We start from the raw sequence: 14,406 nt of genomic DNA on the forward strand, positions 1-14,406 counted from the left end.
ACGATGATGACTTTGTTATATACGTGTAAACATTGTGGTACAGAAATTGGAAAACTGAGACCACAGATGTTAGATTTAGAAAAAATAGGTTGGAATGTGTTATCAACAGAAGAAAAGAACAAGCTGATGAATTATCAACAAAATCAGACTGTTACACTTCAATCTATCTGTGAAGATTGCCAACACTTATTAGATCAAAATCCACAGTACCATGAGTTAGATTATTTTATTCAATAGAATAACCTAAACTTTCTTATACTGATTTTATTTACACGATAAGCTTTGGTATGTTCACCAAAGCATTTTTGTGCGTTTTAGCAATTATTGAATAAATCAACATATATTAGTTTTAAGGTATTTAGGGGGAGCATTATGTATGAAATAAAACAATACTTACAAAATCGCGATGATGTCTATTCAATTATTAATGGGATAGAATCCGGTTTAAAGGAACAATTAGTCTCTGGGTTATCTGGTTCTGCTAGAAGTATGTTTACGACCCTGATTCAAGAAGCTACTCGCAAGAAAACTTTAATCGTTACCCATCAATTAACACAAGCACAACAATTATATGAAGATATGTTAGAGTTTTCGGAACAGAAAGATGTATATCTTTATCCAGTAAATGAGTTACTGGCTTCTGAATTAGCAATTGCGAGTCCGGAATTATTAAGCCAACGAATTTCTGCACTGACAAATTGGCTTAATAAGGATCATGCAATTTTAATTGCTCCAGTAGCAGCCTTAAAACGAATGCTACCACCCATGGAGTATTGGCAGACGTATCAGCTTCATTTTGAGCTAGAGCAGGTTATAAACATCGATCAAACATTAGAATATTTAGTTGAAATGGGCTATATTCGACAGGATATGGCTTCAAGTCCCGGTGAGTTTAGTCTGCGTGGTGGGATCTTAGATATTTATCCTATAACAGAAGCACAACCACTTCGGATTGAATTATTTGACGATGAAATCGATTCGATTCGTTATTATGATGCAGAGTCACAACGGTCATTGGAAAAGCAAGAACAGATTACAGTTGTCCCTACGACAGAATTGTTATTAAAAGATAGTGACTTAGTCGCTGCTGCTCAGAAATTAGAACAGTCATTAAATAAAACGGTTAAAAAGATTAAGAATAAATCTGATCAACAAGTACTCACAGAGACGATTACTGCGGACATAGATCGTCTAGATCATTGTGAGCGTTTTCAAGAAATGAGAAAGTATGCATCATTTTTCTACGATAACAACTATAGTTTACTAGATTATTTACCAGAAGATGGCTATATTATATTAGATGAAATGAGCAGAATTCAGGAAACCGCCTCTCATTTAGATAACGAAGAACAAGAATGGCTAAAAGATAATCTACAACGAGGTAAAGCTGTTAGTGATTCTAGGTTATCGTTTGATTGGCATCAAGTGTGGGGTAATATGAAGCAACAGCGGTTATATCTTTCTGTTTTTTTACGTCATATTCCAAACACGAATCCATCTAATATTGTGAATCTCTCATGTCGGGCAATGCAACAGTTTCACGGACAAATGAATTTATTAGAAAATGAAATGGATAGATGGCATAAAGGGGAATTCTCTGTCATTATTCTGGCACCAAATCCAGGTAGAATGGAAAAAATCCAATCTGTACTAGAAGATTATCAGATGAGTGCAACGATAAGTGAGACATTACCGAATTTGCCGATTCAGCAACCTGTCATCACCATTGGTAATGTTAGCGGTGGTTTTGAATTACCAATGCATAAAATTGCCGTTATAACGGAGAATGAGTTGTTTAAACAAAAAACAACTAGAAAAAAACGGAAACCAAAAATTTCGAATGCGGAGCGAATTAAAAGTTATCAAGAATTACAAGTCGGTGACTATGTTGTACATGCGAACCATGGTATTGGTCGATATATTGGTATTGAAACATTAGAAGTGAATGGCTTGCATAAAGATTTTATGCTCGTTAAATATTCAGGAGATGATAAGCTTTTCGTACCGATAGATCAAATTGATTTAGTACAGAAATATGTTGGTTCAGAAGGCAAGGAGCCTAAATTATATCGTTTAGGCGGAAATGACTGGAAGAAGGTAAAAAGCAAAGTACAATCTAAAGTGGAAGACATTGCCGACGATTTGATGAAATTATATGCAGAAAGAGAAGCTGCTAGAGGTTATGCATTTTCGCCAGATTCTGAAATGCAACGAGATTTTGAATTATCTTTTCCGTATCAGGAAACAGAAGATCAATTGCGCTGTATCGAAGAAATTAAGCAAGATATGGAGAAAGAACGACCAATGGATCGCCTACTTTGTGGAGATGTTGGTTATGGCAAGACCGAAGTAGCGATTCGTGCGGCATTTAAAGCAATAGCAGATGGTAAGCAAGTAGCGATTCTGGTACCTACGACTATTTTAGCTCAACAGCATTATGAAACGGTAATGGAGAGGTTCCAGGATTACCCGATTAATATTGGTTTATTAAGCCGTTTTCGAACGAGAAAACAGCAAACAGAAACATTAAAAGGTTTAAAGAATGGCACAGTAGATATTGTAATTGGAACACATCGATTATTATCAAAGGATGTTATCTATAAGGAATTAGGACTGCTAGTTGTCGATGAAGAGCAACGTTTTGGAGTGAAACATAAAGAGAAGATCAAACAATTAAAAACTAATGTAGATGTGTTGACCTTAACGGCTACACCAATACCAAGAACATTGCATATGTCGATGTTAGGTGTGCGTGATTTATCGGTGATTGAAACACCACCAGAAAATCGCTTCCCAATTCAGACATATGTCATGGAATATAATGCACCTTTAGTAAGGGAAGCAATTGAACGGGAGTTATCTCGAGGAGGTCAAGTATTCTTTTTATACAATCGAGTCGAATCCATCGATAAAATTGCGCAAGACATACAAGCACTAGTGGAGGATGCACGGGTATCTGTTGCTCACGGACAGATGAATGAATCGGAACTAGAGAATGTAATGTTCTCCTTTTTAGAAGGGGAAGCAGATGTATTAGTGAGTACAACGATTATTGAAACGGGGGTAGACATTCCCAATGTAAATACCTTAATCGTCTATGGTGCTGATCGTATGGGACTTAGTCAGTTATACCAGCTGCGTGGGCGAGTAGGACGTTCAAATCGTGTTGCTTATGCTTATTTCACCTATCAGCAAAATAAAATTTTAACTGAAGTTTCAGAAAAAAGATTGCAGGCGATCAAAGAATTCACCGAATTAGGCTCAGGTTTTAAGATTGCTATGCGTGACTTATCCATCCGAGGTGCTGGAAATATATTAGGTGCTCAACAACATGGCTTTATCGACTCTGTCGGTTTCGATATGTACTCGCAGATGTTAAACGAAGCTGTGGAAGCGAAAAAACAAGGTAAAGCTGTTGAAGAAGTACAGCCATTTGAAGTGGAATTAGACTTAAAAATTGATGCCTATATTCCAGATAGTTATATACAGGATGAAAAACAAAAAATTGATATGTATAAACGATTTCAGGCTATTTATTCACAAGAAGATATTCATGATTTGCGAGAGGAACTGATTGATCGTTTTGGTGATTATCCGGAAGAAGTCGAAAATCTCTTCCATGTATCAACTCTAAAAATGATGTCCAAAAAAGAACGAATCGAAGCGATCACAGAACGCAAGCAAAAAATAGAAGTACTAGTAGAAGACGAGAGAAGCCAAGAACTTGATGGAGCAAAATTATTTGAATTTGCCAATCAATATGGAAGGTTAATCCAGTTGGGTACAGAGAATCGCAAGTTAAAAGTGCAGTTTCACTTTGATAAGAGTCAATATGTTAAGCGATACGAAATTTTAGAGGAGTTTATCCAGACGCTGAATGAAATGAAACAAACCCCTGTAGCCTAAAATAATGAAAATATCACCGAAAAAAGGTATAGTTTCCATTTTAATTAATCATACTAACCTTACAGCATAATTATTTCAGTTAAAGAAATAATTGTATGTACTGCTCAATTATAGAAAGTGAGGTAAATGATTAATATGAAGGCTACAGGAATTGTACGTCGTATTGATGATTTAGGAAGAGTTGTTATCCCGAAAGAAATTCGCCGAACGCTTCGGATTCGTGAAGGTGATCCACTCGAAATTTTTGTCGACCGTGATGGTGAAGTGATTCTAAAAAAATACTCTCCCATTAGTGAATTAGGTGATTTCGCAACAGAGTATGCGGAGGCATTATTTGATTCCTTAGATTTATCGATACTTATTAGTGATAGAGATGAAATTATCGCCGTTGCAGGTGAATCGAAAAAAGACTACTTAGGTAAGCACATATCGAAAAAGATTGACCAATTAATGGATAGTCGTGAGTCAGTTATCGAAACGACTAACAGCACTTTAGAGATTATCGAAAATAAAGAGGAAGAATTAGAAGCCTATTTACTTCAGCCAATTATAGCAGGTGGTGACCCGATTGGTTGTATGGTGGTGTTCACAAGGGAGAAGAAAGATTTTGGTGATGCAGAAAAAAAGTCAGCCCAAGCAGCTGCCACCTTTCTGGCAAAACAAATGGAATAGGAACTACGGATAGTATAGAAGTATTTTGCTTCTATACTATTTTTGTTAGAAGTAAAAATGGTGCACAAAAAACATAAACTACGAAGTAACGCTGACTTGGATTTGCTTTCTTCCATTCTTTCCTTAAAGTGCTAACATACCGCTCTGGCAGAATACTGCGCTTTCCGTGGGCTCGACTTCAGCTAACTTTGCAAAGTGGATCTTCAGCTCTCGCTGTCCCACAGGAGTCTCCGTATTCTGCCTACGCTAATTCTGGTGTTTTGATTGTTGAAAGAAGAGAAACTTTGGAAGTATAATTAATGATTTTTTTCTCACTTGATTAAAGAACTACTCTAAGCTGTGGGAAAATGCGACACTCCTGTGGGAAAGGAACAGTCTGAAGACCCCGCAGGAAGTGGTCTTCTGCCGAGGAGGCTGTAGCGTTCCCCACGGAAAGGGAGTATTTTTCCGCAGCGACGATTTAGCACTCATCTATAACCAGAATGGAAGGAAGCTTCATTCCAAAAAAATTCACTATGCCACAGTTTTTATCTAATTTGAACTAGATAGTCAGAGTAAGGTCCTTGTTGTTTGATATCCTGAAATCAAGCCCTATAGATCATTCGAAATAATGAATGGGTCATTATACCTGTTCCCTTAACCCGTTATAGGTGATATCTTTGGCGGTTTTTAGTACAATAGTGTAATGTGTTTATGTGGAAAGGGAGGTGGAGAGTTTGAACGAACAAATGACGGTCAAGAAAGCGCTAAATAATAATGTGATTATCGCGACCCATCCATTACATAAGGAAGTTATTATAATCGGTAAAGGGATCGGTTTTAACAAGAACAAGGGAGATATGGTTTCACAAGAACAAGCGGAAAAAACATTTTTATTAAAAGATGAGCAAGAGCAGGCGCAATATAAACAATTAGTGTCGTATATTGATCCGCAAATAATGGAAGTATTACATGAGATTATGCTACTGATTGAAAAAAGAATGGATGAAACACTTCATGAGCATATTCATGTTGCTTTAACTGATCACTTATCATTTGCGATTAATCGCGCGCACCAACATGTTCAATTTTCTAATCCTTTTCTCTTTGAAATCGAATCATTATATGCGAAAGAATTTCAGGTCGCTCAGGAAGTAGTTTCAGTAATCGAAGAGCGAATCGGCGTAACTTTTCCTGCAGGGGAAGTTGGTTTCATAGCATTGCACATTCATAGTGCTGTAACCAATAAAACAATTCATGATATGAACCGGCATCATCAACTCATTTCGAAACTGGTAACCATAATTGAGGAAAATTTAAATATCAAGTTGGAAAGAAATGATATTAACTATAATCGTCTGATTCAGCACCTCCACCGTGCAATTGAAAGGGCTTATCAAGGTGAACAGCTTGGAGAAGAAACAAATTTAGCAAAAGTCTTGAAAACGACTTATCCGATATGCTATAATCTTGCTTGGAAATTGATCAAAGTTATGCAACAACAATTACATATACGAGTGGATGAATCAGAGGTATTGTATTTAACGATTCATTTACAACGATTAACGCAATCATAAACGTGTTACTGATACGATCAGGCATGAGTAAAAAGGTTGTTTTAGGAAAAGATAGGAGAGAAGTGTATACTTCTATCATTTTCCTAATTCCAAAAACCTTTTACTCATGCCTTTTTTATTTGCTTACGTATATGGCATTCGTGTTCTGCAATAAAATGCTGTTGCATGTACAAAAACAACAAGAGGAGGAAATTGATCATGTCCAATTTATTTGGTACCCTGCAAAAAGTAGGGAAAGCATTGATGCTACCGGTAGCATTATTACCAGCTGCTGGTATTTTACTTGCATTTGGTACAAGTTTTGCTCAAGACCAATGGGTAGAAAAATTCCCATGGTTCGGAAATGATATTGTACAAAAAGTTTTAGAGGTAATGTCTGAAGCAGGTGGTATAGTCTTTGATAACTTGCCATTACTCTTTGCTGTCGGTGTTGCAATCGGTTTAGCAAAAGGTGATGGTGTTGCAGGTTTAGCTGCTATCATTGGTTATTTAATCATGAATGTAACGATGAGTGTATTTGGTGGTATCACAGATGGAATGACAGAAGAGGCTGCATATGAAAGTGTCCTCGGGATTCCAACCTTAGGGACGGGTGTCTTCGGTGGTATTATAGTCGGTATACTCGCCGCCTATATGTATAACCGGTTCTTTAATATTGAATTACCGCAATTTTTAGGTTTCTTCGCTGGAAAACGCTTTGTGCCAATTATTACTGCGTTTACGTCATTACTATTAGGTATTGTGATGTATTTAGTATGGCCATTCGCTCAAGAAGGATTAAATGCTGTTTCTCACTTTATGCTAGAAACAAACAGGACCCTTTCAACCTTTGTATTTGGTGTCATTGAACGTGCTTTAATTCCATTTGGTTTACATCACATTTTCTATTCACCGTTCTGGTTTGAATTTGGTTCTTATACAAGTGCGGCGGGAGATATGATTCGAGGAGATCAAACAATCTTCTTTGAACAGCTTAAAGACGGTGTGGATTTTACAGCTGGTAACTTTATGACAGGTAAATTCCCATTCATGATGTTCGGTCTTCCAGCTGCAGCGTTAGCGATTTATCATACAGCAAGACCTGAGAGAAAGAAAGTGGTTGGAGGTATCATGTTCTCTGCAGCTTTAACATCTTTCTTAACAGGTATTACAGAACCGCTTGAATTTTCATTCTTATTCGTAGCTCCATTACTGTTTGCGATTCACACTGTTTTCGCAGGCTTATCATTTATGACAATGTACTTATTAGATGTAAAAATTGGTATGACGTTCTCCGGTGGTTTAATCGACTATATCTTGTTCGGAATTATGCCTAACCGTACGGACTGGTGGTGGGTAATCATCATTGGTTTAATTTTCTCTGTTATCTACTACTTCGGTTTCCGATTTGCTATTCAGAAGTTCAACTTAGCAACTCCAGGTCGTGAAGATGAAACACAAGATGCTGAGGAAGACGGAGAAGTGGACGATCGCCCATTTGAAATCTTAGAAGCAATGGGTGGTAAAGAAAATATTACGAACCTTGATGCTTGTATTACCCGTCTACGCGTTAGTGTAGATGATAAAAACAAAGTAAATAAGAACCGCTTAAAACAACTAGGTGCTTCCGGAGTAATGGAAGTAGGGAACAACATCCAAGCTATTTATGGTCCAGTTTCTGATACAATTAGGGGTCAAATGCAAGATATAATGGATGGAAAAACTCCAACGAAAAAAGCAGAGCCTGAAAAAGAGTCAGCAGCACCTGTAAACAGTGCCGCTGGAGACCTTGATTTTACCAGTCCAATGCAAGGGGAAGTAATGCCATTATCAGAAGTGCCTGATCAAGTATTCTCACAAAAAATGATGGGAGACGGTTTCGCAGTGAAGCCAACAGACGGCGAGATTGTGTCACCTGTAAATGGTAAAATCATTAATATCTTTCCAACAAAACATGCGATTGGTATGGAAGCTGATAATGGAACAGAAATTTTAATCCATATCGGTATCGACACGGTAAACTTAAAAGGAGAAGGGTTCACAGCTAAAGTGGCAGAAGGTGATGAAGTGAAACAAGGTCAAGCCTTGATGGAAGTCGACCTAGACTTTATTAGCAACAATGCACCATCAACAGTAACACCAGTTATCTTCACTAATTTAGCAGAAGGCCAATCAATCCAATTAAACAAGTCAGGAAACATCAACAAAGAAGACAAAGACATCTTCCAAATTAATCAATAATAAAAACCTACACGCGTTTCAAGAAACATTGAAACGCGTGTGTTTTTTGTAATTAAGGAAAATAGTGCACAAAAAACATAAACTGCGAAGTAACTTTTTCGAGGATTTGCCTTCTTCCGTTCTAAATTTTGATGAGATTTGGCATACGCTTCGGCAGAATACTGCGCTTTCCGTGGGCTCGGCTTCAGCTAACTTTGTGAAGAAAAACACTTCACAAAGTGGATCTTCAGCTCTCGCTGTCCCACAGGAGTCTCCGTATTCTGCCTACGCTATTTTTAGTGTTCTGATTATCGTTGAATAGAACTTAGGGAACTATATCCATTGGATTTTCTGTCATTTAATTAGAACACAAATCTAAGCTGCGGAAAAAATGCGAGACTCCTGTGGGAAAGGAACAGTCTGAAGACCCCGCAGGAAGCGGTCTTGGCTTCCGAGGAGGCTGAAGCGTTCCCCACGGAAAGCGAGTATTTTTTCCGCAGCGTCGAGTTAGCACTCAACTATAAACAGAATGGAAGAAAGGTACATCAAGAAAAAACTTCATTGGTTCACGGTTTGTATCTACTTCGAATCAGATAAACAGAGTGTATTACTAGGTGGTTTTTCGTTTTTGGTTAGATGTTGAAGCGAGGCGCGACGTGAGTAGTGATGCACTTATCTTTTTTCCGTCTAAGTATCGAGGTCTGTGTTATAATGGCAAGGAATTTAGAAAATGAAGGAAGAACAAGATGAATAATGCCAAACAAAACAACCATGTTTATAAAGGTGCATTTGCACTACTATTAGCAGGTATATTAAGCAAAGTGATCAGTGCCTTTTATCGAATACCATTACAAAATTTAACCGGAGATATCGGATTCTACACCTATCAGCAAGTATACCCGATTTTAGGGATCGCATTTATGCTTGCTTTATATGGTTTTCCTGCAGCGATCTCCAAGTTTTTAGTAGAGAATGATAAAGAACAAAACAAAACTATTTATGTACAGATTTTTACTGTTATGATGAGCTTTACTTTACTTCTTTTTCTTGCGCTCTTTTTATTAAGCCCGATTCTTGCCGAATGGATGGGGGATAGTCTATTGACCGATCCGCTCCGTCACGTGTCTTGGGTGTTTTTGTTCATCCCTTTCGTTGCATTACTTAGAGGGATCACCCAATCAGATCAATGGATGGAGCCTACTGCTTATTCACAAATGATAGAACAGTTATTACGCGCTACCATCATTATTTTCACAGCAATATTAATTTATCAAGGAAACTTACATGTCTATCAAATCGCGGATGGAGCAATGATAGCTAGTATTATCGCATTGAGTATATCTTTTATTTTCATCTATCTATATGCTAAGAAAAATAACACTTGGAAAAGTAGGCAGTCCCCCAAAAAATTCCCTATTACCAACTTATTTTCACCGGTCATTTTTGCAGGACTTATCATCAGTATGAATCATATGTTGTTATTGCTCATGCAGCTAGCTGATGCATTTACAATGGTACCAGGCTTGCTTAAACACGGTGATACATTAAGAGAAGCAACCACGACAAAGGGGATTTTTGATAGGGGACAACCATTATTACAATTAGTAACCGTTGTTGGTTCATCCTTTGCGTTGGCGTTGGTTCCACAAGTAACCAATATCAATTGGCAAATAAACAGAGAAGAAACAATGGAAAAGCTTCGATTAACAACAAAATATTGTTTACTACTTTCTGTGGGGTCCACAGTGGGCCTAATTACATTATTTCCTGAAGTGAATCAATTATTGTTTCAGAATCAACTTGGTACCTTCAGTTTACGAATAGTAACCATTTCTTTATTATTTACATCTTTAGCAGTAACGATTACCTCTACTCTCCAAGGATTTGGTTATATGAAGTGGACGGCTATCCTTATTTTCTTGGGATTATGGATTAAAATGGTGTTGAATTATGTCCTTATTCCCTTTTTAGGAATGAATGGTGCAGCTATAGCTACAGTTATGACGGTAATGATAATATGTATCACGAATTTTTTATTGCTCCGCTATGTATTAAAAGGCGAGCGATTATTTGTCATACCTTGGATAAAGTTAATGATAGCCAGTATAGTAATGGCGGTTGTGTTAGTTATTTTAAGACAAACAGCCTTCTATTTTATTTCGTTTGAGAACCGATTAGCTCTATTCCTTTTTGTAATAGGAAGTGTAATAATCGGCTTTATCGTCTATGCTATTGTTGTTGTTAAGTGGCGTATTTTAACGGGGAAAGAACTTGCACCACTCCCACTATTAAATAGATGGAAGAAAGGATAGGATATAAGAATATGAAACCTTTAATCGAAATTATTGGACTCGGTGGTGGAGACATTGATCAGCTACCGCTAGGGATATATCGAAAGCTCACAAACGAACAACAATTTTGTTATGTAAGAACACTTGATCATCCGGTGATTCATGCGTTACAAGAGGAATCGGTACATTTTCATTCATTTGATGCTATCTATGAAAAGCACGATCAGTTTGAAGCTGTATATCATGAAATTGCTAAAACATTAATAGATACAGCCATAGAGAGGGGACAAATTGTTTATGCTGTACCTGGCCATCCTATGCTTGCTGAGCAGACCGTACAGTTATTAATGCAACATCAAGACGTAGAAGTAGAGATTGTTGGTGGTCAAAGTTTCTTAGATGATTTATTTTCCGCATTAAAAATAGATCCAATCGAAGGTTTTCAATTTGTAGATGCCACATCATTCAGTCGTCATCACTTGCAATACGAACAACATCTAGTTTTTTGCCAGGTATATGATACTTTTATTGCATCAGAGGTGAAGTTAACTTTATTGGAGGACTTACCATCTGAATTTTCAGTTTATATTGTGGAAGCAGTTGGTAGTAAAGAAGAGTCCATAAAAAAAATCCCATTAGTCGAGTTAGACCAACAAATGCAGCTGAGTAATTTAACAAGTGTATATATCCCACCAATAGAAAAAGAAAAGCTTAATCACCAATTTTACCGCTTGAAAGAAGTGATTGCTGCTTTAAGAGCCCCTGGAGGGTGTCCATGGGATCAAAGGCAAACACATGAAACATTAAAAAAATATTTAATGGAAGAAGCTTATGAAGTGATCGAAGCAATTGATAAAGAAGATGATGAAGCATTGGCGGAAGAGCTGGGTGATGTCCTGCTGCAAATTATGTTACATAGTCAAATTGGAGAAGAAGCAGGATTTTTCACCATAGATGACGTAATATATAGTATCACAGAAAAAATGATTCGACGTCATCCTCATGTCTTCGGTGAACTCGAGGTTGAAGATGAATCAGAAGTAATCAAAAATTGGGAAGCTATCAAAAAAGAAGAAAAAGGAAAACAACAGCAAACTCTTTTAGCTGATTTGACACAAGGTTTACCAGCAACACTACTAGCAGAAGAAATCCAAAAGACAGTAGCGAAAGTAGGTTTTGATTGGAGTGAACCAGAGCCGATTTGGGACAAAGTTTATGAAGAGTTATTAGAATTGAAGGATGCAAGAAAGAATGAAAGTTTCGATGCGCAGGAAAAAGAATTTGGAGATATACTATTTGCAATGATTAACTTAGGAAGATATTATAAAATTAATCCAGAAATTGCTTTAATGCGAACCAATCAAAAATTTATACATCGTTTTCAATTCGTAGAACAAAAGGTGAAGGAAAGTAAACAAGCATGGGAATCCTTCACGTTAGCTGATTTGGACCTATTTTGGGAAGAAGCGAAGCGTTTTGAAAATGAATGACAATGTAGAGGAAGGGAATTATCGATGCGACTGGATAAATTTTTAAAAGTTTCTCGTTTAATTAAACGAAGGACCCTAGCAAAGGAAATTGCCGACCAAGGTAGAATCCTTATCAATGGTAATGTTGCTAAAGCAGCTACTAATGTAGCGGTAGGTGATGAAATGAAGATTCAATTTGGTCAGAAACTATTAACGATTCAAATTGATGATTTAAAAGAAATGGTAAAAAAAGATGAAGCAAGTAATTTATATACGATTAAACATGAAGAATATATCAATCAATAGTGATCTATTAAGTTCTAAACTTGTCCCTTTATTCATATATTAGTGATGGATAAAAGGGAGGGAAAAACTGATGAATTACTATGATAAAAAAACGATGCCAGCACCACAAATGGAACACCATGTAAAAATGACCAATCGCCGTTTGTTGGAGATAGATGGAGTAAAAGAAGTTGATAGCTTTGATAGTGAAGAGTTTCTCCTGCAAACAGTTATGGGTTATCTAGTTATTCGTGGAGATAATTTGCAAATGAAAAACCTCGATGTAGAATCCGGCCATGTTTCCATTAAGGGTAAGATCTATGAGTTATCTTATTTGGACGAGCAACATGGGGAGAAGGCTAAAGGTTTGTTTAGCAAGCTATTCAAATGACATTAAGTACACAATTCATCACTATCATTACAATGGTGGTATCTGGTGTTTATCTTGGTGCTAGTTACCATACTTTTAAACGGCTGGAACGATTGTGGACCTCGAGCATACTATGGAAATATGTGTTAGAGATGTTGTTTTGGCTCATACAAGCTGCGATTCTATATTTCGTACTGTTTCTAGTCAATGAAGGAATTCTAAGGTTATATATTTTTTTGGCAGTGCTGTGTGGTTATGCGATGTTCAAAAGCCTTTTTGAACAGGCTTTTGGTCGCATAGTAGATACGTTGATACGTATTGTCCTTCACATTTATCGCTTTATTTACCGCATAGTAGAAATTTTTGTTGTAAAGCCTATTGTATTTATCGTATCATTAGTAGTAGTATGTATTACCAAGGTATTTACCGGTTTATATTCCTTACTACTTTTACTATTAAAAGTAGTGGGCTGGCCAATAAAGGTAATTGTTTCCATCCTATCACCTTTATTGCCAAAAAATGCTAAAAAATATCTACATCTTTTTTATCGGTTTTATAGTAAAATAAAAAGAAAAGAATAATTTCCACAAGGGAGGCAGTGGTGAATTATGGCCAAACGAAATAATGTATCTCGTATCAATGATGCATATATCGAACAATACGACGCTCAAGTAAAACGGCAAAAACGTAGAAAAAAGAAATTATACCGTAGATTAATGTTATTTGGCATGATTGTCGCCGTCACCATGGTTAGCCTCGTTACTTTTCATATTAATCAGCGTGTGAAATATCAGGATATGCAACAGGAATATACTGAGCTTTCTAGCGAATTAACTAGTCTTGAAAAAGAAGAAAAGAAATTGAAAGAAGAAATAGAGCTTTTAAATGATGAAGAATATTTGTTGCAAATAGCGAAAACGAATTATTTCTTTACGGAAGAAGGAGAGATCGTCTTTAAATTGCCAGAAGAAGATGCATCTTATTGACACCGTTTTAATTGCTTGGCTATAATATAGTTGTAGTATATTTTTTTAAATTTTAAGGAGGAGCAATTTTTTTATGTCAATCGAAGTAGGCAGCAAGTTGCAGGGAAAGGTAACAGGAATCACTAATTTTGGAGCATTTATTGAATTACCTGGAGGTAAAACAGGTCTAGTTCATATTAGTGAAGTTGCCGATAATTATGTAAAAGACATTAATGAACATTTAACTGTAGGTGATGAAGTAACGGTAAAGGTTCTTAATGTGGAAGATGATGGTAAAATCGGTTTATCTATCAAGAAAGCAAAAGACAATCCGCCACCATCTAATCGTCGCAAAAATCAAGGAAATCCAAAAAATAACCGCGAAAGAGGCGAATCATTTGAACAAAAAATGAATCGTTTCTTAAAAGATTCTGAAGATCGCTTAGCAACTCTTAAAAAGCATACAGAATCAAAACGCGGAGGACGAGGGGCGAGAAAAGGCTAAAACTTGCTGTCTATGTTACGTAAAGAAGACGGATGTGACTCGTAATTATATATCATAAAAAAAGCTACCGACCAAAAGTTGGTAGCTTTTTCTTTATAGTGGTAAGTTTATAAAATGGGAGTACTTGTCCCCTTCGCACTGGTTCAAATGGAATCATTTATACAGAAAAAACTAAACTGCGAAAAACT

The 14,406-nt window shown here is 36.7% G+C and carries 12 protein-coding genes; all 12 read left to right on the forward strand.

The window, feature by feature from the left end; translation table 11 throughout:
* Positions 1 to 6 precede the first annotated feature (6 nt).
* The 12 genes from GI584_RS00495 to GI584_RS00550 all read left to right on the forward strand — a co-directional run bounded on the left by GI584_RS00495 (position 7) and on the right by GI584_RS00550 (position 14,218).
* Positions 7 to 237 carry an anti-sigma-F factor Fin gene (locus tag GI584_RS00495; protein WP_100358326.1) on the forward strand — a complete coding sequence of 77 codons (231 nt, stop codon included), beginning with the start codon at positions 7 to 9 and terminating at the stop codon, positions 235 to 237.
* Between the two features lie 135 nt (positions 238 to 372).
* Entirely contained in the window at positions 373 to 3,906 is a 3,534-nt protein-coding gene (mfd, locus tag GI584_RS00500; RefSeq protein WP_153789903.1) for a transcription-repair coupling factor, read from the forward strand.
* Positions 3,907 to 4,041: 135 nt separating this feature from the next.
* Positions 4,042 to 4,578 (forward strand): stage V sporulation protein T, encoded by a 537-nt coding sequence (spoVT, locus tag GI584_RS00505; RefSeq protein WP_100362375.1) that lies wholly within the window; start codon positions 4,042 to 4,044, stop codon positions 4,576 to 4,578.
* 716 nt (positions 4,579 to 5,294) lie between these two features.
* Positions 5,295 to 6,134 (forward strand): glucose PTS transporter transcription antiterminator GlcT, encoded by an 840-nt coding sequence (gene glcT, locus GI584_RS00510; protein WP_100358324.1) that lies wholly within the window; start codon positions 5,295 to 5,297, stop codon positions 6,132 to 6,134.
* Positions 6,135 to 6,332: 198 nt separating this feature from the next.
* Complete coding sequence (ptsG, locus tag GI584_RS00515) at positions 6,333 to 8,354, forward strand: glucose-specific PTS transporter subunit IIBC (protein WP_325063418.1); 2,022 nt, start codon at positions 6,333 to 6,335, stop codon at positions 8,352 to 8,354.
* Positions 8,355 to 9,079: 725 nt separating this feature from the next.
* Positions 9,080 to 10,645 carry a putative polysaccharide biosynthesis protein gene (locus GI584_RS00520; RefSeq protein ID WP_153789904.1) on the forward strand — a complete coding sequence of 522 codons (1,566 nt, stop codon included), beginning with the start codon at positions 9,080 to 9,082 and terminating at the stop codon, positions 10,643 to 10,645.
* A gap of 11 nt (positions 10,646 to 10,656) precedes the next feature.
* Positions 10,657 to 12,114: a bifunctional methyltransferase/pyrophosphohydrolase YabN gene (gene yabN / locus GI584_RS00525; protein WP_153789905.1), complete on the forward strand. Its 1,458-nt coding sequence runs from the start codon at positions 10,657 to 10,659 to the stop codon at positions 12,112 to 12,114.
* Positions 12,115 to 12,138: 24 nt separating this feature from the next.
* A complete protein-coding gene (locus GI584_RS00530) occupies positions 12,139 to 12,399 on the forward strand; it encodes an RNA-binding S4 domain-containing protein (protein WP_100358321.1) in 261 nt (86 codons plus the stop codon).
* A 70-nt stretch (positions 12,400 to 12,469) separates the two neighbouring features.
* The gene (gene yabP / locus GI584_RS00535; RefSeq protein ID WP_018934276.1) at positions 12,470 to 12,769 is read left to right on the forward strand and encodes a sporulation protein YabP; all 300 of its coding nucleotides are present in this window, start codon (positions 12,470 to 12,472) and stop codon (positions 12,767 to 12,769) included.
* Positions 12,766 to 13,329 carry a spore cortex biosynthesis protein YabQ gene (gene yabQ, locus GI584_RS00540; RefSeq protein WP_100358320.1) on the forward strand — a complete coding sequence of 188 codons (564 nt, stop codon included), beginning with the start codon at positions 12,766 to 12,768 and terminating at the stop codon, positions 13,327 to 13,329. Before yabP ends, yabQ begins: the two co-directional genes overlap by 4 nt.
* Before the next feature lie 27 nt (positions 13,330 to 13,356).
* Positions 13,357 to 13,734 carry a septum formation initiator family protein gene (locus tag GI584_RS00545; protein ID WP_153789906.1) on the forward strand — a complete coding sequence of 126 codons (378 nt, stop codon included), beginning with the start codon at positions 13,357 to 13,359 and terminating at the stop codon, positions 13,732 to 13,734.
* Between the two features lie 73 nt (positions 13,735 to 13,807).
* Positions 13,808 to 14,218: a S1 domain-containing RNA-binding protein gene (locus GI584_RS00550; RefSeq protein ID WP_018934273.1), complete on the forward strand. Its 411-nt coding sequence runs from the start codon at positions 13,808 to 13,810 to the stop codon at positions 14,216 to 14,218.
* Positions 14,219 to 14,406 lie beyond the last annotated feature (188 nt).

This window comes from Gracilibacillus salitolerans, assembly GCF_009650095.1.
GTDB classification, from domain to species: Bacteria; Bacillota; Bacilli; order Bacillales; family Amphibacillaceae; genus Gracilibacillus; species Gracilibacillus salitolerans.